The 18,854-nt window shown below is 64.8% G+C and carries 19 protein-coding genes; 12 read left to right on the forward strand and 7 right to left on the reverse strand.

What is annotated here, in order from left to right; all coding sequences use genetic code 11:
* Positions 1-376 precede the first annotated feature (376 nt).
* The 12 genes from B5E66_RS00560 to B5E66_RS00615 all read left to right on the forward strand — a co-directional run bounded on the left by B5E66_RS00560 (position 377) and on the right by B5E66_RS00615 (position 14,893).
* Positions 377-2,170: a ribonuclease J gene (locus tag B5E66_RS00560; RefSeq protein WP_087228039.1), complete on the forward strand. Its 1,794-nt coding sequence runs from the start codon at positions 377-379 to the stop codon at positions 2,168-2,170.
* Positions 2,171-2,343: 173 nt separating this feature from the next.
* Positions 2,344-4,320, forward strand: coding sequence for a DHH family phosphoesterase (locus B5E66_RS00565; RefSeq protein WP_087228040.1), 1,977 nt, complete (start codon positions 2,344-2,346; stop codon positions 4,318-4,320).
* A gap of 21 nt (positions 4,321-4,341) precedes the next feature.
* Entirely contained in the window at positions 4,342-5,445 is a 1,104-nt protein-coding gene (gene glf / locus B5E66_RS00570) for a UDP-galactopyranose mutase (protein ID WP_087228041.1), read from the forward strand.
* Positions 5,442-5,774, forward strand: a complete 333-nt coding sequence (locus tag B5E66_RS00575) for a DUF3795 domain-containing protein (RefSeq protein WP_242955885.1) — start codon at positions 5,442-5,444, stop codon at positions 5,772-5,774. The genes glf and B5E66_RS00575 overlap by 4 nt, the downstream gene beginning before the upstream one ends.
* Before the next feature lie 116 nt (positions 5,775-5,890).
* The gene (rplI, locus tag B5E66_RS00580; protein WP_087228042.1) at positions 5,891-6,346 is read left to right on the forward strand and encodes a 50S ribosomal protein L9; all 456 of its coding nucleotides are present in this window, start codon (positions 5,891-5,893) and stop codon (positions 6,344-6,346) included.
* A 99-nt stretch (positions 6,347-6,445) separates the two neighbouring features.
* Entirely contained in the window at positions 6,446-7,855 is a 1,410-nt protein-coding gene (dnaB, locus tag B5E66_RS00585; protein WP_087228043.1) for a replicative DNA helicase, read from the forward strand.
* 1 nt (position 7,856) lies between these two features.
* Positions 7,857-9,278: a tRNA lysidine(34) synthetase TilS gene (tilS, locus tag B5E66_RS00590; protein WP_087228044.1), complete on the forward strand. Its 1,422-nt coding sequence runs from the start codon at positions 7,857-7,859 to the stop codon at positions 9,276-9,278.
* On the forward strand, positions 9,275-9,820 hold the full coding sequence (gene hpt, locus B5E66_RS00595; protein ID WP_087228045.1) for a hypoxanthine phosphoribosyltransferase: 546 nt from the start codon (positions 9,275-9,277) through the stop codon (positions 9,818-9,820). Before tilS ends, hpt begins: the two co-directional genes overlap by 4 nt.
* A 103-nt stretch (positions 9,821-9,923) precedes the next feature.
* A complete protein-coding gene (gene ftsH, locus B5E66_RS00600; RefSeq protein WP_164474855.1) occupies positions 9,924-12,002 on the forward strand; it encodes an ATP-dependent zinc metalloprotease FtsH in 2,079 nt (692 codons plus the stop codon).
* A 37-nt stretch (positions 12,003-12,039) separates the two neighbouring features.
* Positions 12,040-13,065 carry a hypothetical protein gene (locus B5E66_RS00605; RefSeq protein ID WP_087228047.1) on the forward strand — a complete coding sequence of 342 codons (1,026 nt, stop codon included), beginning with the start codon at positions 12,040-12,042 and terminating at the stop codon, positions 13,063-13,065.
* A 112-nt stretch (positions 13,066-13,177) separates the two neighbouring features.
* Entirely contained in the window at positions 13,178-14,026 is an 849-nt protein-coding gene (locus B5E66_RS00610) for a hypothetical protein (RefSeq protein WP_087228048.1), read from the forward strand.
* Between the two features lie 21 nt (positions 14,027-14,047).
* A complete protein-coding gene (locus B5E66_RS00615; protein ID WP_087228049.1) occupies positions 14,048-14,893 on the forward strand; it encodes an HAD hydrolase family protein in 846 nt (281 codons plus the stop codon).
* Between the two features lie 52 nt (positions 14,894-14,945).
* On the opposite strand, the gene B5E66_RS00620 is transcribed toward B5E66_RS00615, so the two are convergent.
* From B5E66_RS00620 to B5E66_RS00640, 7 genes are read right to left on the reverse strand one after another with little or no spacing between them, the layout of a single operon-like run.
* Positions 14,946-15,407: a GNAT family N-acetyltransferase gene (locus B5E66_RS00620; protein ID WP_087228050.1), complete on the reverse strand. Its 462-nt coding sequence runs from the start codon at positions 15,405-15,407 to the stop codon at positions 14,946-14,948.
* 15 nt (positions 15,408-15,422) lie between these two features.
* A complete protein-coding gene (locus tag B5E66_RS13490; RefSeq protein ID WP_255396616.1) occupies positions 15,423-15,551 on the reverse strand; it encodes a hypothetical protein in 129 nt (42 codons plus the stop codon).
* Positions 15,548-16,084: a flavodoxin domain-containing protein gene (locus tag B5E66_RS00625; protein ID WP_087228051.1), complete on the reverse strand. Its 537-nt coding sequence runs from the start codon at positions 16,082-16,084 to the stop codon at positions 15,548-15,550. The genes B5E66_RS13490 and B5E66_RS00625 overlap by 4 nt, the downstream gene beginning before the upstream one ends.
* A gap of 20 nt (positions 16,085-16,104) precedes the next feature.
* A complete protein-coding gene (locus tag B5E66_RS00630) occupies positions 16,105-16,566 on the reverse strand; it encodes a DUF1648 domain-containing protein (RefSeq protein WP_087228052.1) in 462 nt (153 codons plus the stop codon).
* 33 nt (positions 16,567-16,599) lie between these two features.
* Positions 16,600-16,722, reverse strand: a complete 123-nt coding sequence (locus tag B5E66_RS13495) for a hypothetical protein (protein ID WP_255396617.1) — start codon at positions 16,720-16,722, stop codon at positions 16,600-16,602.
* A 26-nt stretch (positions 16,723-16,748) separates the two neighbouring features.
* Positions 16,749-17,582 (reverse strand): TrmH family RNA methyltransferase, encoded by an 834-nt coding sequence (locus tag B5E66_RS00635; protein WP_087228053.1) that lies wholly within the window; start codon positions 17,580-17,582, stop codon positions 16,749-16,751.
* Positions 17,583-17,592: 10 nt separating this feature from the next.
* On the reverse strand, positions 17,593-18,717 hold the full coding sequence (locus B5E66_RS00640) for a 5-bromo-4-chloroindolyl phosphate hydrolysis family protein (protein ID WP_087228054.1): 1,125 nt from the start codon (positions 18,715-18,717) through the stop codon (positions 17,593-17,595).
* Positions 18,718-18,854 lie beyond the last annotated feature (137 nt).

The raw sequence follows: 18,854 nt of genomic DNA on the forward strand, positions 1-18,854 counted from the left end.
TTGACAAAACCCGGCTTACCTACTATAATGATTGCAAGTAGAAAGCGCCAGGATGTGCGTACAGCGCGCATTCAGGGCGTATCCGGGGCCCTTCCTGCTCTGTGCAGAGCATCCGATCCCGCGTCGTGCGCAGGGGTCTTTCAGGACAGGGCGGCCCGGGTATGCCCCAGCCTCCGGGGGGCCGGCCGCGGTCGCATTGAGCAGATGGACCGTGCAGGCCACCAGCGCCCGCCCCGGGGCCACAGCATCCGATCAGCAAGCCGGAGAGCGGCTTTTTTGAGATACGATCCTTTACCGGAGACCGGGCGGAAGGCCGCGGCCTCCCCTTTGGTAAGGGCCGGACGGCCCTTGCCCTGTTTGCGTTATGGAGGTACACATGGCAACAAAAGAGAACACTGGCACATCTTCCGGCAGCACCCGCCGCCCCAGCCCTGCGGCTGACAACCGCGTCCAGCGCACCCGCCGCCCCATGCGCCGGCCCCGCCGGCCCCAGCCCCCCAAAGGCGGCGCGGCAGTGCCCATCCACATCTACCCTCTGGGCGGCCTTGGGGAAGTGGGCAAGAATATGACCGTCTATGAGTGCTGCGGCGATATGATCATTGTGGACTGCGGCCTGGTGTTCCCCGACAGCGAGATGTATGGGGTGGATATGGTCATCCCCGACTTCACCTTTGTGCTGCAGAACAAGGACAAGATCAAGGGGCTGCTGATCACCCACGGCCACGAGGACCACATCGGCAGCATCCCCTATCTGCTGCAGAAGATGGACCTGCCGGTCTATGGCACCCGGCTGACCCTGGGGCTGATCCGCAACAAGCTGGAGGAGTTCAACCTGGCAGGCAAGACCCGTTTTGTGGAGATCGTCCCCCGGCAGAAACTGCAGCTGGGATGCTTCACGGTGGAGCCCATCCACGTCAACCACTCCATCCCCGATGCGGTGGCCTTTGCCATCGAAAGCCCCGCCGGCGTGGTCATCCAGACCGGCGACTTCAAGATCGATTACACCCCCCTGGCCTGCGGTCCCACCGACCTGACCACCCTGGCCGAGTACGGCCGCAAAGGGGTGCTGGCCCTGCTGAGCGATTCCACCAATGCCGAGCGCCCCGGGTTCACCGCCACCGAGCAGAAGGTGGCTGCCGGCGTCCACAACCTGTTCACCCAGGCGCGGAACAAGCGGATCATCATTGCCACCTTTGCTTCCAACATCTACCGCATCCAGCAGATCATCGACCTGGCGGTGCAGGAAGGCCGCAAGGTGGCGTTCAGCGGGCGGAGCATGGTCAACAACACCGCCATGGCCCAGGAGCTGGGCTATATGCATATCCCGGACGGCACCCTGATCAGCGTGGACGAGCTGAACCGCTATGCCCCCGAGGAAGTGGTGCTGATCACCACCGGCAGCCAGGGCGAGCCTTTGAGCGCTTTGTCCCGGATGGCTTCCTGCAGCCACCGGCAGGTGCGGGTGGGCCCGGGGGATTTCATCATCATCTCGGCCAACCCCATCCCCGGCAACGAAAAGAGCGTCACCAAGATCGTCAACGGCCTGCTTTTGCTGGGGGCCGAGGTGATCTATGAGAGTATGTACGATGTGCACGTCTCGGGCCATGCCTGCCAGGAGGAGCAGAAGCTGATGCTCACGCTGACCCGGCCCAAGTTCTTCCTGCCGGTGCACGGCGAGTACAAGCAGCTGAAAAAACACGCCCTCACGGCGGCCAGCCTGGGCATCCCCCACAGCAACATCCTGATCGCGGAGAACGGCTCCAACGTCATCCTGACCCAGGATGAGATCAAGCTGGGAGAGCCGGTCACCGCCGGCGCCGTCATGGTGGACGGCCTGGGCGTGGGCGACGTGGGCAATGTGGTGCTGCGGGACCGCAAGCACCTGTCGGAGGACGGCCTGGTGATCATCGTGGCCACCGTGGACGGCAAGACCGGCCGTGTGCTGGCCGGGCCGGACCTGGTCAGCCGGGGCTTTGTGTACGTCCGTGAGAATGAGAGCCTGATGGAGGGCGCCCAGAGCACGGTGGAAATGGCCCTGAACCGCTGCGTAGAGGAGCGGGTCCGGGACTGGAACAGCGTCAAGACCCGTATGCGGGAGGCGCTGAGCAGCTATATCTACCGGCGCACCAAGCGCAGCCCCATGATCCTGCCCGTGCTGATGGAGGTATGACCTCCATCCCCGCCGGGGCCGTGCCGTGCAGGATGGACCTGCGCGGCTGAACCGCCGGGCCGCCCGCCCCGGGGGCATCCCGGGGACACAGCGGCAGAGGGGATGCAGGCAGCTCCCCGGCCCGGCCAGTGAAGTGTGTCCTCCCGAAGGGGAGGGGAAAAGAGGCATCCGCCATGAAGCAAAAACCCAGATGGACGCTGGAAATGTTTACAATGGGCTTTGCGCTGCTGGCGGCGGCGCTGTCCCTGCTGCTGCTGGTGGTACAGCCCGCCCTGGGCCCTGTGGTGCTGGTGGTGGCGGTGGTGTGCATCATCCTGGTGGTGGTGTCGCGCTACCGCATCCGCCGGTGGGCGGCCCGCTGGGTCACCGGCACCAGCTTTGAAAATTCCCGCACCCAGTACAGCCTTGCGTCCCTGTCCCAGCCGGCGGCCCTGCTCAGCGGGGACACGGTGGTGTGGTATAACCTGCCTTTCCGGGACAGGGTCCTGGCCGGCGGGGACCAGCTGGCCGGACGCGTGAACAAGATGCTGCCCGGACTGGATATGGCCCAGTGCGCCGGTCCGGACGGCCAGGTGCTGGCCTGCGTCAGCGGTACCTGGCGCATCCATGCCTCCACCGTCAAGGGGGAGGGAGAGAAGGTCAGCATCCTGATCCTCAACGATGAGACCGCCCTGCGCAGGGTCGAGCTGGAATACAAGGCCAGCCGTCCCGGTTATATGATCTTCTCGGTGGACGGCTACGACGATGTGTTCAGCGACATGCTGGACAGTGAGAGCGCCCGTTTGCTGGAGCGGATCAACCGCACCATCGAGGCCATGATCGCCCGGGGCACCGGTTTTCTGCGCCGGGTGGCCAACGGGCGCTACATCGCTGTGGTGGAGGAGCGTCAGCTGGAGCAGTTCGCCCAGCAGGGCTACGATGTGCTGGACAAGATCCGGGCCCTGGAGCCCAGCATCAACCTGTCCATCTCCATCGGCATCGGCCGGCGGGCCCCCACCCTCCACGAAGCCCAGGAGATGGCGGTGCAGGCTCTGGATATGGCCCAGGGCCGCGGCGGCGACCAGGCCGCCGAGATGACCCCCGACGGCTTCACCTTCTATGGCGGCGTCAGCCATGGCGTGGAAAAGCGCAGCAAGGTGCGCAGCCGCATCGTGGCCGAGGCCCTGGTGGGGCTGATCAAGGCCGCCGACCATGTGGTCATCATGGGCCACCGGATGAGCGATCTGGACGCCATCGGTTCGGCGGAAGGGATGCTGCGGATCTGCAAGATCTGCGATGTGCCCGCCGTCATCGCCGTCAAGCGGGAAGCCACCCTGGCCTCCAGCCTGATCAACGCCATTGAGGACGCCGGTCAGGAGGGGGATTTCATCGACCCTCGCAGCGCCCTGAGCATCATTTCCAAGGAGACTTTGTGCATCGTGGTCGATACATACCAGGTCGGCCAGGTGGAGTGCAAGGAGATCCTGGAAAAGTGCGGCAAGATCGCCGTCATCGACCACCACCGCAAGGGGGTAGGCTATATCGAAAACGCCGTGCTGGTCTGCCACGAGCCCTATGCGTCCTCGGCCAGCGAGCTGGTCACCGAGCTGCTGCAGTATGTGGGCACCCGGGATGACAAGCCCACCCGCATCGAGGCCGAGGGCCTGCTGGCGGGCATCATGCTGGATACCCGCAACTTCAGCCTGCATACCGGCGTGCGCACCTTTGAGGCGGCGGCGGCCCTGCGCCGCTACGGCGCCGAGACCGAGCGGGCCTGGGCTTTGTTCGACGTCAGCCTGCCCGAATACAACGCCAAGGCGAGCCTGGTGGCCAAGGCCCAGATGTACAAGGGCTGCGCCGTGGTGCTGAGCGGGGAATTGCCCGCCGAAGCGCAGGTGGCGGTGCCCCAGGCGGCCAACGACCTGTTGAGCATCGAAGGGGTGCAGGCCAGCTTTGTGGCGGTGCAGGCCGGCAGTATGGTCAAGATCTCGGCCCGCAGCATGGGCCAGGTGAATGTGCAGGTGATCATGGAGAGCATGGGCGGCGGCGGACACCAGACCATGGCGGCCACCGTCCTCAAGCACACCACCATGGAGCAGGCCCACGCCCACCTGTGCGCGGCCATCGACGCCTACCGGGCTGCCCAGAAAAAGGGCAGCGTGAAAGCCTGACAAGCTGAAAGGAGAAGGGAAATGAAGCCCTATGATTATCTGATCGTGGGGGCGGGGCTGTTTGGCGCCGTCTTTGCCCATGAGGCCCGCAGCAAGGGCAAGCGCTGCCTGGTCATTGACCGGCGGGACCACATTGCGGGCAATGTGTACACCCAGCAGGTGGAGGGGATCAACGTCCACCGCTATGGCGCTCATATCTTCCACACCAACTCCAAAGAGGTGTGGAACTATGTGGGCCGGTTTGCCGAGTTCAACCGCTACACCAACAGCCCGGTGGCCAACTACCACGGCCAGATCTACAACCTGCCCTTCAACATGAATACCTTCAATAAGATGTGGGGCGTGGTGACTCCCGCCGAGGCCAAGGCTGAGATCCAGCGCCAGCGGGACGCCGCCGGCATCACCCAGCCCAAAAACCTGGAGGAGCAGGCCATCAGCCTGGTGGGCACCGACATCTATGAGAAACTGATCAAGGGCTACACCGCCAAGCAGTGGGGCCGTCCCTGCGACCAGCTGCCCGCCTTCATCATCCGGCGGCTGCCGGTGCGGTTCACCTACGACGACAACTATTTCAATGCCCTCTATCAGGGCATCCCCAACGGCGGCTACACCGCCATGGTGGAGCGTATGCTGGAGGGGGTGGAGGTCCGCCTGGGGGTGGACTACCTGCAAGAGAAAGCGCAGCTGGACGCTTTGGCGGACCGTGTGATCTACACCGGCGCCATCGACGCCTATTTCGGCTATCAGCTGGGGGCGCTGGAATACCGCAGCGTCCGGTTTGAGACGGAGGTGCTGGACACCGACAACTACCAGGGCAACGCGGTGGTCAACTACACCGACGCCGAGACCCCCTACACCCGCATCATCGAGCACAAGCACTTTGAGTTCGGCACCCAGCCCAAAACGGTGATCAGCCGGGAGTACAGCGCCGAGTGGAAGGTGGGGGACGAGCCCTACTATCCCGTCAACGACGATAAGAACAGCGCCCTCTACGCCCGTTACCAGGCCCTGGCCGGGGAGGAAAAGAAGGTCCGCTTCGGCGGGCGTCTGGGCGAGTACCGCTACTACGACATGGATAAGGTGATCGAGAGCGCCCTGGCCGCTGCCCGGGAGGAGCTTGCATGAAGATGGATCGGAACATGATCGCCTATTGCGGCGCCTACTGCGGTGTGTGCGAGTGGAAGGACAAGATCGGCTGCAAAGGCTGCAAGGCCAATGCGGGAACGATGTTCTGGGGCGAATGCGATAAGGCGTGCTGCTGCATCGAAAAGGGCTTTGCCCACTGCGGCGAGTGCCCGGATCTGCCCTGCCAGAAGCTGCAGGAGCTGTTTGATGACCCGGAACACGGCGACCGGGGCGTGAGGCTCCGCAACCTGATGCACTGGAAAGCCGGAGACAGCGTGTATGAAGAACTGGGCAACGCAGCCCAGGAGAAAGCAAAGGGCCTGCAATAAAAAGGACGCGGGCAAAGGGCTTGCCGCCCTTGCCGAAACGGCCCGGATGCGCTATACTGTAAGATAGAGACAGGCCTGCGCGGCGCGAGCTGCCAGGCCGGAAATGAGGGATTGCCATGAAGGTTATTTTGAAGCAGGACGTCAAGGGGATCGGCAGGAAGGACGAGATCCATGAGGTGTCGGACGGCTATGCCCGCAACTACCTGTTCCCCCGCAAGCTGGCTGCTGTGGCCGACGCTACCGCGCTGAACATCGCCCGCAGCAAGGAGGCCGCCGCCGATTTCCATGAGGCGGAGAATGTGGCCGCTGCCCAGGCGCTGGCGGCCAAGATCAACAGCCGCATCGTCACCGTCAAAGCCAAGGGCGGCGCTTCGGGCCGCCTGTTCGGCAAGGTGACCGGCAAGGAGATCGCCGCCGCCCTGTCCGAGGCCACCGGCGAGACGGTGGACAAGAAGAAGATCGAGCTGGAGGTCAAGGATATCCGGGACGCCGGCGTCTTCAACGGCAAGGTGCGCCTGTATCCGGGCGTCGTGGCCAGCTTTAAAGTGAATGTGGAGGTCGAGCAGGCCTGAGTGACCTGCCCGGCGGCCGCTGCGCTCCCTGCAAAAGAGGGGGCGCTTTTTTGAGTTTCTGCCCCGGATGGGCAAAACGAGTGGAAGGGGGAGGCAGATATGCCGGAACAACGCCGGAAGGGCGGCTATTCCAATCAACTGAACCTTGAGAGCATGGGCATCCAGCCGCCTTACAGTATGCAGGCGGAACAGAGCGTGCTGGGTGCGGTGCTGCTCAAGCCCGATGTGCTGACCGACCTGGTGGAGATCCTGCGCCCCGAGATGTTCTATGCCGCCCAGAACGGGCGGATCTATGCCGAGATGGTGCGCCTGTTCACCGGGGATCAGACCATCGACTTTGTCACGCTGCTGGACGCGGTGGTGTCGGACAACATCTTTGCAAGCCCGGACGAGGCCAAAGTCTACCTGACCGGCCTGGCCGAAACGGTGCCCAGCATCTCGAATGTGCGGGCCTATGCCGAGATCGTCCAGGAAAAATACCTCATCCGCCAGCTGATGGGGGTGGCGGCGGATATTTTGCAGGACGCCGGTGACGAGCCCGACGCCAGTATGCTGCTGGAAAACGCCGAACAGCGCCTGTATGAGATCCGTTCGGGGCGGGATTCCAGCGCCCTGACCCCCCTGTCCTCCAGTATGGTGGAGACCCTGACCAACCTGCAAAAGATCAGCGGCCCCGATGCCGACAAATACAAGGGTATCCCCACCGGCTTCCGGCTGCTGGATACCGTCCTGACCGGTCTGGGCCGGGGCGACCTGATCATCCTGGCAGCCCGTCCGGGCATGGGCAAATCCAGCTTTGCGCTCAACATCGCCACCCGTGTGGCCATGAAACAGCACATCCCGGTGGCCATCTTCAGCCTTGAGATGACCAAGGAGCAGCTGACCAACCGCATCCTGTCCGCCGAGGCGGGGATCGACAGTCAGGCGTTCCGCACCGGCGCCCTCACCGCCTCGGACTGGGAATACCTGGCCCTGGCCACCGAGAAGCTGCACGATGCGCCCATCTACATGGACGACACTTCCTCCATCACCATCACCGAGATGAAGGCCAAGATCCGCCGGATCAACCAGGACCCGGCCCGGCCCAACATCGGCCTGATCGTCATTGACTACCTGCAGCTGATGACCTCGGGCCAGCGCACCGAGAACCGTGTGCAGGAGATCAGTTCGATCACCCGCAATCTCAAGATCATGGCCAAGGAGATGAATGTGCCCATCATCGCCCTCAGCCAGCTGTCCCGTGCGGTGGAAAAGCAGGGCAGCAATTCCGGCCACCGGCCCCAGCTGTCGGACCTGCGCGACTCGGGCTCGATCGAGCAGGACGCCGACTGCGTGCTGTTCCTCTACCGGGATTCCTACTACGCCAGCCAGCAGCCCGACGGCGCCGACGTGGACGCCGATACCGCCGAGTGCATCGTGGCGAAGAACCGCCACGGCGAGACCAGCACCGTCCCGCTGGGCTGGGACGGCGCGCATACACGCTTTATGGATGTGGATTTCAGGCATTGATATGACCGAAGAAGAAAAGACTCTGCATGGGACACGGGACCGGGTGCTGGCGTTTTGCAGGCAGGCCGGGCTGCTGGCTCCGGGCCAGCAGGTGGCGGCAGCCGTGTCGGGCGGGGCGGACAGTATGGCCCTGCTGCGGCTGCTGCTGGATCTGGCCGGCCCTCTGGGGATCCGGGTGTCGGCCTGCCATGTGAACCACAGGCTGCGGGGCGCCGCGGCCGACGCCGACGAGGCCTTTGTGCGGGCCCAGTGCGCCGGGCTGGGGGTGCCCCTGCGGGTGTTCCGCGCCGGAGAGGAGGGCCTGCCTTCTGCGGCCGGCGGGGAAGCCGAAGCCCGGGCGCTGCGCTACGCCTGCTTTGCCCGGCTCCACCGGGAGGGGATAGACCGGGTGGCCACGGCCCATACTGTTAGCGACCAAGCGGAAACGCTCTTGTTCCGGCTGGCCCGCGGCACCGGGCTGCACGGGGCGGGGGGCATCCGCCCGGCCCGGGACTTTTACGTCCGGCCGCTGCTCTGCCTGACCCGCCTTCAGGTGGAGTCCTATTGCAGGGCCTGCCGTCAGACATGGGTCACCGACGAGACCAACCTGGAGGACGGCTATGCCCGCAACCGGCTGCGCCACGATGCGCTGCCCGCTTTGCGCCAGGCCAACGCCGCCGCCGAGGAAAATCTGGCCCGCTTCTGCGAGAAGGCTGCCCGGGCCGACGCCTACTTTGCCCGGGCGGCCCGGGAGCTGCTGGACCGGGCCGCAGCCGCCTGGCCGGGAGCCTGGGACCTGGGACCTCTGCGCCAGGCCGACCCCCTGATCCTGGAGGCGGCGGCCCACGCCCTGGTGGCCCCGCACCGGGACCCCGAGGCGCTTTATATCCGGCTGGTCTGCGAGGCGGTGGCCCGGGGCGCCGGAGCGGTGCAGCTGCGGCCGGATGTGCGGCTGCGGGCCGGCCAGGGCTGCCTCTGGCTGGAGGAGGGGCCTCCTGCCGGACCGCTGCAGCCGGCGACTTTCTGCCCCGAAAAACAGTCCCGCTATCCCCTGGGCGGGGGCAAAACCCTGTCGGCACAGCTGGTAAGAGAGACTTTTCAAGAAAAAACACAGGTCGTTCACAAAAAAGACTTAAAAAATGTAGCAGATTATGCTAGAATAACCATGTTGCATCCTGCCCTCACCCTGCGCAGCCGTCAGCCGGGGGACACCTACCGGCCTGCGGGCCGCGGGGTGACCAAATCCCTGCGCAAGTGGATGAACGAGCAGGCCATCCCGCCCTGGATGCGGGACAGCCTGCCGTTGCTGGCGGATGGCAGCCAGGTCGTTTGGGTCTGCGGCGCAGGCTTTGCGGAGGGCCTGGCCCCCGATGGGGCCGCCGGCCTTGCCCTGCGCCTGGAGATACAACCCGAAAGGGAGAACAGAGAGGATGTTGAGTCATGACGATGCACGATGATATTCAGACCATTCTGGTCACCGAGGAACAGCTGCAGGCCAAGGTGGCCCAGCTGGGGGCCCGGATCAGCCAGGATTACGCAGGCAAGGACCTGCTGCTGGTGTCCATCCTGAAAGGGGCGGTGGTCTTTATGGCCGACCTGATGCGGGCGGTGAGCATCCCCTGCAGCATCGACTTTATGGTGGTGTCCAGCTATGGCGGCACCAACACCGAGACCACCGGCCTTGTCAAGATCGTCAAGGATCTGGACGCCGATCTGACAGGCAAGGACGTGCTGATCGTGGAGGATGTGCTGGATACCGGGGTCACCCTGTCCAACCTGGTGCCCATGCTGAAAATGCGCAACCCCAGCTCGGTGAAGATCTGCGCCATCCTTGACAAGCCCGCCCGCCGCAAGACCGACATTGCCGCCGACTACCGCGGCTTTGAGGTGCCCGACGCCTTTGTGGTGGGCTATGGCCTGGATTACAACGAAAAATACCGCAACCTGCCCTATGTGGGCGTGCTGAAGCCGGAGATCTATCAGTGAGCCCGGCGCCAAAACCATTCAGAACTGGAGTTGATCGTTTTTGCAGCAGAAAAGACCACATCTGAACCCGCTGATCCTGGCGCTGGCGCTGGCCGCCGTGCTGATGATCTGGTCGGTGTTCACCACTTCCAACACATCGTCCGGCGCCACCATGAGCTATTCTACGGTGGTGCACTACTTTGAACATTTGCAGGTGACCGCCTTCACCCTGGACCGGAACACCGGCGTCATCACCATGAACATCAAGGAAGGGGATCTGCCCCTGCCCGGCGCCACCAGCGACACCCAGACTTCCGGTACAGGCGGTCTGATGTCCGGCCTGCTGGGGTCGGGCAGCTCCTCGGGCGACTCGGTGCAGCAGAATGACGACGGCACGGTGACCGTCCGCTACCAGCTGCCCTATGCCGCCATGTTCGTCAATGAGGTGCAGGGCTATATCGAGGCCTATGACGCCGCCAATCCCGACGCCCCCATGGAGTACGACTACACCGCCCTGCGGGAGTCGGTGCCCTGGATGGAGATCTTCTTCTATCTGGCCATGCTGGGCTGCACCGGCTTCATTCTGTTCTCGATGCTGCGGGGCGGCGCCGGGGGCGGCAACGTGATGAACGTGGGCCGCGCCAAGGTCAAGGACGAGTCCACCAACCAGAAGACCGCCACCTTTGCCGACGTGGCCGGCGAGGACGAGGAAAAAGAAGAGCTCAAAGAGGTGGTGGAGTTCCTCAAGAGCCCTGAGAAATTCAACTCCCTGGGCGCGCGCATCCCCCACGGCGTGCTGCTGGTAGGCCCTCCGGGCACCGGTAAGACCCTGCTGGCCCGGGCCTGTGCCGGCGAGGCGGGGGTGCCCTTCTACTCCATTTCCGGTTCCGACTTTGTGGAGATGTATGTGGGTGTGGGCGCATCCCGTGTGCGCGACCTGTTCGACAAGGCCAAAAAGAGTATGCCCTGCATCATCTTCATCGACGAGATCGACGCCGTGGGCCGCCAGCGCGGCGCCGGCCTGGGCGGCGGCCACGACGAGCGCGAGCAGACCCTGAACCAGCTGCTGGTGGAGATGGACGGCTTTGAGGCCAACGACGGCATCATTGTCATGGCGGCCACCAACCGCGCCGACATCCTGGACAAGGCCCTGCTGCGTCCCGGCCGCTTTGACCGCCAGGTCTATGTGGGCCTGCCCGACGTCAAGGGCCGTGAGGAGATCCTCAAGGTGCACACCCGCAAAAAGCCTCTGGCACCCGACGTGTCCCTCAAGGTCATCGCCCAGCGCACCGCCGGCTTTGCCGGTGCGGACCTGGAGAACCTGGTCAATGAGGCGGCCCTGCTGGCGGCCCGCCGCAACCGCAAGGCCATCACCATGGAGGACATCGAAGAAGCCTCCATGAAGGTGATGGCAGGCCCCGAGAAGAAGAGCCGGGTGGTCACCCCCGAGGAAAAGAAGCTGACCGCCTATCACGAGGCGGGCCACGCAGTGGCAGGCTTCTACTGCAAGCACCATCCCCGCGTGCATGAGATCACCATTATCCCCCGCGGCCAGGCCGGCGGCTACACCATGTATCTGCCCGAAAAGGACCGCTCCTACGTCACCAAGGGGGAGATGTTCGAGGACATCGTTTCCAGCCTGGGCGGCCGCGTGGCCGAGCAGCTGATCCTGGATGACGTCTCGACCGGCGCTTCCAACGACCTGCAGCAGGCCACCAACATCGCCCGCCAGATGATCACCCGCTACGGTTTCTCGGAGCGGCTGGGCCCCGTGGTCTACGGCACCTCCCAGGAGGAGACCTTCCTGGGCCGTGACTTTGGCCAGGGCAAGGGGTACAGTGAGACCACCGCCGCCGAGATCGACAGCGAGATCCGGGACATCATCGACGAGGCTTACGAGACCTGCCGCCGCACCCTGACCGAGCACATCGACCAGCTGCACGCCCTGGCACAGGCTTTGATCCAGCGCGAGAAGCTGAACGAGGCCGAGTTCAATGCCATCATGCGGGGCGAGACGCTGCCCCCGCGCAAGGATGAGGCCCAGCCCGCCCCTGCGCAGCAGCCTGCTCCGGATGAGTCCAGAGCAGCTGAGGCCGAGCCTGCACAGCAGCCTCTGCCTGAGAACGAGCCCCCCGCCGGCCCGGTGGATATCCCCGGGGAGAGTGCTCCCGGCCAGGACGACCCCAAACCGGACGGGCAGTGAGCCCGCCCCGCCATAGAGAGGGAAGGAGTTGAGTGTTGTGGAGGAGAGCTTTGATCCCATTGCCCAAACCAGAGCCAACTACTATACGCCGGGCAGCCCGGTGCAGTTTGTCCGGGTGGAGCTGCTCAAGGGCAGCATCAGCGGGGACCGCGCAGTCTGCCTGACGTTCAAGAACATTTCCCGGGTGAATCTGACCGCCCTGGACGTCCGTTTCAAGTGCAAGACCACCGGAGGAGAGATCCTCTGTGAGGATGAGTTCGCTTACCAGGGCCTGGATATCAAGCCCGGGGAGCTGTTCGGCATGGACGATGCGGTGTTCATCACCCAAAAGCCCATCACCAGCGTGGACGTGGTGCTCAAGAACGTCTACAACGGCAAGCGTGTGGTCCGCCTGGACAATATCAAGCGGGTGCGGCTGCCTGCCCCCCGCCGCCTGCCGGAAGACCTGGCCGCCGCCCTGGAAGAACGGATGGGCCGCAAGGGGATGGTGTACGCCCCCCAGGTGCTGGACTGTGGCTGGTACTGCGCCTGCGGCGCCTTCCATCCCAAGGAGGAGGACACGGTCTACTGCAGCGAGTGCGGCTCGGACCGGATCCTGCTGCAAAACGCCCTGAACACCCTGATGCAGCCGGAGCAGCCCCCCGAGGAGGATCTGCCTGCCCCCGAGGCCGAGGCAGAGCCCACCCGCATTGCCGGAGCTGCCGAGATGGGCGGTACCCGCGCCTTTGAGCCGGTGCAGCCTGCCCGCCGTCAGGAGACGCGGGCCAGCCAGGAGACACGGCTCTTCACCCAGCCCAGCGCGCCCCCGGCCCAGCCGGAGGAGCCTGAGCCGGAACAGCAGCCGGAGGATGCCACACGGGCCGTCCCGGCGGCGGACCGCTGGGCAGAGGAAAAGCCTGCCCACCGTCCCCGTCCCGCCCCCGTCCGGGAGGACGAGGAGGATGAGGAGGACGACCGCGACCCCATGGCGGAAAATATCATCCGCTGGGTGCCGCCGGTCACCGCCCTGATCTGCGCGGGCATCGCCCTGTATGGCTTTATTTACTATCAGTTCTTTATCTGAACCAGCCCGCCCAGGGGGAGCGTGTTTTGACCGCTCCCCCTGTTTTGGGTCGGAGCGTCCTTTCCCGGCAGGTTTTTCAGAGCCGGGATCGGAACAGAAGGGAGGGGAGAGTATGCCTGAAGCCTATTTGCAGGCGGCCTTTGAGATCAAGGCGTCCTGCGATGAGATCAGCCGCCGCATCCTGCGCTGGCACTGGGACGCCAAACCCGGGCCCCACAGCTTTGACTCCCTGCTGGAGCACATCGCACGCCGCCAGGAGGAGAGCCCCACCTACTACGGCCATATGCCCGACGTCAGCCGCAAGACCAGCTGGCAGCAGCTGGATACCACCCTGTGTATGCGGGTGCTGCTGGACCCCGAAAGCGACGCCGCGCAGCCTCTGGATCTGCTGGGCAGCACGGCCCACCCGGGCGCGGCCCGCAGGGCCTGCAACGCGGTGCGCACCGCCCGCAACGAAGCGGCCCACGCCTCGGACCGGGCGGCAGGGGGCCAGGCGGCCATCCTGTTCGATGAGGCGGTGGAGTGCATCGAGGACGCCTATGCGGGCACCGCTTTCAGCGAAAAGGAGCTGGCCAAGTATTACCAGCTCTCACGGGATTACCTGCGCCGGTGCGGCGTAGGGGGCAGGGAACCGGCTCCGCCCCCCGATCAGCCGCCTGCGCCGGAAGATCCGGCCCCCGAAGTGCGGGTCTATCCCACCGGGGAGGCCCGTCAGAAGGCCGCCGCAGCCCGCCAGAAGGGCAGCCGCAGCGCCGCAGGCACGCCGTCCCGGGAGAGCGCAGCCCCTGCCCGCTCCCGCGCCGCACGCAAGGCGGCCCCGGCCAGGGAGCCGGCCCGCCGTTCCCGCACCTCCAGAGAGGAGGAGCCGGGCAGCCGGGCGGCTGTGGTGCTGGCGCTGGCGGCGCTGGTGATCGGTTTGGCAGTGCGGGCAGCCCGGATGGGCGTGCTGCCCTTTTTGTAAGAACATTGTGAGGGATCGGATATGGACAAACGACTGATTTTTTTGGATATCGACGGCACCTTCATCCAGCCGGGGCGGATGGAAGCCCCGGCCAGCGCGGTGGAGGCGGTGCGCCAGGCGCAGGCCAATGGCCACAAGGTGTTTTTGTGCACCGGCCGCAACTACAAAATGACCTCCCCGGTGCTGCGCTATGGCTTTGACGGCTATGTGTGCAGCGCGGGGGGCTATGTGGTGTGCGGGGACACCGTCCTGTTTGACTGCCCCATGGACAAGGCCCAGAGCGACGGAGTGCGTGCGGTGCTGGAGGCAAGCGGGGTGGAGTGCACCCTGGAGGCCAGGGACGCCACCTACGGGGGCGGCCAGATGATGGAGCGGCTGGCCTCCTACCAGGCCCAGCGCCCCGACGCCGTGAACAGCGAACTGGAGCGCTGGCGTCAGGCTTTTGCGGACGGAATGCTGATCCGCCCGCTGGAGGAATACAAGGGGGAGCCGATCTACAAGATCTGCTACATAGCCCCGGGCCGGGATTGCCTGGCCCAGGCCAGGGCCGCCTATGAGGATCAGTTCCTCTTTTGCGAGGCCGGGGGTCCTGCGCAGCGTCAGGGCTTTGTCAGCGGCGAGCTGATCAACCGCAAGTTCAACAAGGGGGAAGGCATCCGCCGGATCTGCGATTTCTGCGGTCTGCCCACCTCTGCGGCGGTGGCCTTTGGGGACAGCGAGAACGACCTGGAAATGGCCGATGTGGCCGGGGTCAGCTGCTGCATGGAGAACGGCGCCGAGGCCCTCAAGGCCCGCTGCACCTTCACCTGCCCCTCGGTGGACGAGGACGGCATCGCCGTGGCGTTCCGCCGGCTGGGCCTGATCTGACCCGCCGCCCAAAAAGAAAAGCCGGCGTCTGCCGGCTTGTAAGGGATCGCGTTTATGCGCCGCCTTCGGGCGGCGCTTTTTTGTGGGCGGCGGCCTGCCAGCCCATGGTGTATTCTTCCTGGCCGGTGGCGGGATCGATGCCCTGTCCCAGGATCTCAAACCCTTCCCGGCGGTAAAAATCCAGGGCGCGGGGGTTCTTTTGATAGGCGTGGAGCCGCAGGGCAGGCTTGTGTTCTTTGGCGCAGTCCAGCAGCAGCCGGCCTACTCCCTGGCTGCGGGCGTCCTGGCTCACAAAGATCCCCTCGATCCACTGTCCCACAAGGCCGATGAAGCCATCGATTTGGCCGGCCTGGTCCTGGTGCACATAGACCTCTGCCCGGGGCAGAGCGGCCCGCACGGCTTCCCGCTGCTCTTCCCAGTACGAGCGGGGGATAAAGCTGTGGGCCTGGATGTTGGCGTCCAGCCAAAGGCGTACGACGGCGTCCAGGTCTTCCGGCTGAAATGGGCGGATCATACAAAAACTCTCCTTTCAGGGGTCTGCGCTTTCGGGGCGCAGGTCGGTGTAGTAGCAGGTCGGTGTAGTATAAGATCTCCTTTCGGTGATCTCCATCATTTGGCGGGTGAAGCGCAGGCTGCCGCACACCGTGAGGATCTTCATGACAGAGCCTCCCGGATGGCCGCAAGGACAGGGTCCAGGGTGCTTTCGTCCACGAAATCCACCTGTTTGCCGTAGGTTTCCAGCATGGCCCGGGTCTCGGCGTTCTGCTTTTCGGGGGGCAGCTTTTTGGCGTGGCTGCACAAAAGGGACATCATGGTCTTGTGCATCAGGTTCAGCTTACTGTAATCGATGCCGCCCCGCAGATGGAAGATCTGGCTGCGCGCCAGCACCGCCGGGGGCACCTGCAGGGAGATGGAGCGGCGGATGTTGGCGACGTTGGCCGGGTCGGCGGGGTCGGCCAGACCCACCGTGACGATCATCAGCCGGGCGTCCTGGGGCAGGGCCTGCAAGGTCTGCTTGAGCCCTTTGACCCCGCCGGCATACAGTCCCCCCAGGTGGACTGCCAGTCTGCATCCCGCAAGGTCTGGCTTGTGCTGCGCGTTGTGGACGGGCAGGCCGGACATCCGGCCTAGGGCTTCGGCGTAGCGCCGGGTGGTTCCGTACTGGCTGCCATAGAGGATGACGGATTCCATAAAGACTCCTTTCGTTGCGGTCATTGGCTGCGGTAGGCCCGCAGCATCCACCCGCCCAGATTGCCCAGCAAAAGGGCCAGCGTCACCGGCATGAACCAAGCCGGCAGCGGCCGGGCCAGGATGGAGCAGAGGGCCAGAAAGCCGAACACAAGGGCCATCAGCAGCTTGGTGCTGCTGAGCAGGTGGAGCAGGGCGGCATAGACCCGGGCCTGGTTTGCCTCGGTGATCTGCAGGCCCCCGGTATTCCACAGGGCGGGGAAACGGCCGATCACCGACAGCAGCCCATAGAGGACCCAGGCCACACCCAGCAGCGCTGCCAGACTGGTCTTGCTGCCCCACCGGTCGATCTCGCCAAAGGCGTTGTAGTGCATGGGCACCCGGCTGGGCAGGGCCTGCCAGCGGGCAGCCAAAAACACACTGATCCCCGCCAGCACCAGCAGCGCCAGCGCATTCAGCAGGCGGTCCAAAAAAGCAGGCTTCATAAAGGTACTCCTTTGCGGCTTCCAGGGCAGGATTCAGTTGTTTTTGTTGTCCCTGCCGCCGGTGTGGCGGTCGATGAAGGACTGCCAGGCCTTGCCCCGCAGCAGCATGGCGCCGCAGACGGCCAGTGCGGCGGCAATGAGGATGACGATCTCCATAGGAAAACCTCCTTTTGCAGAAAACCTCAGTCCCTCGCCCGGAGCTGCCAGAAGGCCACGGCGCTGGCGGCCGCTACGTTCAGGCTGTCCACACCGTGGGACATGGGGATCCTGGCGGTGTAGTCGCAGTGGGCGATGGTGTCGGCGGTCAGGCCGTCCCCTTCGGTGCCCAGCACCAGGGCCAGCCGGGGTTCGGCCATCAGGGCGGGGTCGTCGATGGACACCGAACGGTCGGTCAGGGCCAGGGCGGCGGTCTTGAAACCAAGAGCCTTCAGCCGGGCCAGGCCGGCAATGGGCCAGTCGGCGGGCTCGGCGCCGATCCGGGTCCAGGGCACCTGAAAGACGGTGCCCATGCTCACCCGCACTGCCCGGCGGCACAGGGGGTCGCAGCAGGAGGGGGTCACCAGCACTGCATCGATGTGCAGCGCTGCCGCTGAACGGAAGATGGCCCCGATGTTGGTGGAATCCACAATGTTTTCCAGCACCGCCACCCGGCGGGCGTCCCGGCACAGAACTTCCACGCCGGGCAGGGCGGGACGGTGGAAGGCCGCCAGTACTCCGCGGGTCAGCTGGTAGCCGGTGAGGGCCGTCAGGATATCCCGGTCGGCGGTGTAGACGGGGGTATCAGCCGGGCAGCGGGCCAGGATCTCCTGGGCCGGACCCTCGATCTTCCGCCGCTCCATCAGCAGGGAAAGGGGAAGCAGCCCCGCGTCCAGGGCCCGCGCAATGACCTTGGGGCTCTCGGCAATAAAGACCCCTTTTTCCGGCTCCAGGCGGCTGCGCAGCTGGGCCTGGGTCAGGCGTGCAAATACGTCCAGGGCGGGATCGGACAGGTCGTTGATCTCGATGATATGCGGCATAGGCTCTCCTTTATGAGGGGTTGGAGGTGAAGTCGCTGTGTCCCGACAGTCCGTCCAGGCTCAGCATCCCTTCCAGGGCGGCGATGTCCGCCGACACGTCCAGGGCGTCCGACTGGAACAGCTTGTCCAGCTGGTTTTCAAAGGCGGTGACCAGCAGGTCGAGTGAGCGCTCGATGCTCTGCTTGGTTTTGGCGATGTTCTCACCGTCCACCCCCTGGCTGTCCAGCTGGGCGTAAGTGTGCAGCAGCTTGAGGGAGGTGGGCAGGTAGTAGCTGGTAAACTTGCGCAGCTGCTCCTCCTTGTCCGGGTCGGCCTCGGCCAGGGCGAAGATGCGAGCGCTGACCTGCTCCAGCCGGTCGGCCTTGCCCTTCATGTCGGGGTCGGTGATGGCCTGTCCGGCCTGATGCAGCTGGCGCAGCAGTTTCTGGTACTGGGTCTCCCCGCCGGCGTCGGGTTGGGGCTCGGGAGCGGGCTGGGCAGGGATGGGGGCCGGGCCCCGCACTACCAGAAAGCCGGTGCGGTTGTCGATGTAAGCATCCGTGCCGAAATAGCCGTGGTCGATGGCGTTTTCCAGCACCTTGCGGCCCTCTTTTTCGGTCAGGCCTGCCGCCGCGAACAGCTCGTCCAGGGGGATGTTGTCCCGGCCGCCCACCACCTTGTCCAGCTGGCGTTCCAGCCGGCGGCTCCGGCGGATCACCAGGCCCAGGGCCAGCGCGCCCCCGCCGCCCACGATCATGGTCAGATTGGAGAACACATCGTTCCACAGGCTATAATAGATGCTCTCCGGCAGGCTGAGCACCCCGGCCAGCAGCACAAGGCCTCCCAGGACAGTGCACCACTTGATCAGGGTCTGCTGGCGGCGGCGGGACTTGCGCTGTTCGTCGGCCGTCATGCCGTCGGGGGTATAGTGGACACTGTAATCGTAGGCTGCCTTTGGGGCGCCGGCCTCTTGGGGGCGGAAAGCGGTGCCTGCGAACTGGCTCTCCTGAAAGGCATTCCGCTCTTTCTTTTCCGCATCCCGGTCGATGGTCCGCAGGATAAACAAAACCACCGCCAGCCAGGGGACGGTGCCCAGCAGGACCAACAGGAAAATGGTGGGGATGCGGGCAAAATAGTGTTTGTGCTCCGGCTGCATCGTGATGAAACCTCCTGACAAAACGGCACAAAAAAGCCGTGTTCCCCTTTATTATAATGGAACACGGCTCGTTTGTTAAGGCTTTCTTATAAGAGAGGAAAAATTTTTGATCCTGGCCGGGATGGACGGTGTGCGCG

The organism is Faecalibacterium sp. An121, assembly GCF_002160915.1.
GTDB lineage: Bacteria > Bacillota > Clostridia > Oscillospirales > Ruminococcaceae > Faecalibacterium > Faecalibacterium avium.

Coding starts and splice junctions, on each gene's coding strand:
- B5E66_RS00610 (WP_087228048.1), top strand. CDS start 13,178: ATGCCTGAAGCCTATTTGCAGGCGGCCTTTGAGATCAAGGCGTCCTGC.
- hpt (WP_087228045.1), top strand. CDS start 9,275: ATGACGATGCACGATGATATTCAGACCATTCTGGTCACCGAGGAACAG.
- ftsH (WP_164474855.1), top strand. CDS start 9,924: ATGATCTGGTCGGTGTTCACCACTTCCAACACATCGTCCGGCGCCACC.
- B5E66_RS00635 (WP_087228053.1), bottom strand. CDS start 17,582: ATGCCGCATATCATCGAGATCAACGACCTGTCCGATCCCGCCCTGGAC.
- B5E66_RS00640 (WP_087228054.1), bottom strand. CDS start 18,717: ATGCAGCCGGAGCACAAACACTATTTTGCCCGCATCCCCACCATTTTC.
- B5E66_RS00565 (WP_087228040.1), top strand. CDS start 2,344: ATGAAGCAAAAACCCAGATGGACGCTGGAAATGTTTACAATGGGCTTT.
- B5E66_RS13490 (WP_255396616.1), bottom strand. CDS start 15,551: ATGAAGATCCTCACGGTGTGCGGCAGCCTGCGCTTCACCCGCCAAATG.
- B5E66_RS00560 (WP_087228039.1), top strand. CDS start 377: ATGGCAACAAAAGAGAACACTGGCACATCTTCCGGCAGCACCCGCCGC.
- rplI (WP_087228042.1), top strand. CDS start 5,891: ATGAAGGTTATTTTGAAGCAGGACGTCAAGGGGATCGGCAGGAAGGAC.
- tilS (WP_087228044.1), top strand. CDS start 7,857: ATGACCGAAGAAGAAAAGACTCTGCATGGGACACGGGACCGGGTGCTG.
- B5E66_RS00630 (WP_087228052.1), bottom strand. CDS start 16,566: ATGAAGCCTGCTTTTTTGGACCGCCTGCTGAATGCGCTGGCGCTGCTG.
- B5E66_RS00625 (WP_087228051.1), bottom strand. CDS start 16,084: ATGGAATCCGTCATCCTCTATGGCAGCCAGTACGGAACCACCCGGCGC.
- B5E66_RS00615 (WP_087228049.1), top strand. CDS start 14,048: ATGGACAAACGACTGATTTTTTTGGATATCGACGGCACCTTCATCCAG.
- B5E66_RS00620 (WP_087228050.1), bottom strand. CDS start 15,407: ATGATCCGCCCATTTCAGCCGGAAGACCTGGACGCCGTCGTACGCCTT.
- B5E66_RS00575 (WP_242955885.1), top strand. CDS start 5,442: ATGAAGATGGATCGGAACATGATCGCCTATTGCGGCGCCTACTGCGGT.
- B5E66_RS13495 (WP_255396617.1), bottom strand. CDS start 16,722: ATGGAGATCGTCATCCTCATTGCCGCCGCACTGGCCGTCTGCGGCGCC.
- dnaB (WP_087228043.1), top strand. CDS start 6,446: ATGCCGGAACAACGCCGGAAGGGCGGCTATTCCAATCAACTGAACCTT.
- glf (WP_087228041.1), top strand. CDS start 4,342: ATGAAGCCCTATGATTATCTGATCGTGGGGGCGGGGCTGTTTGGCGCC.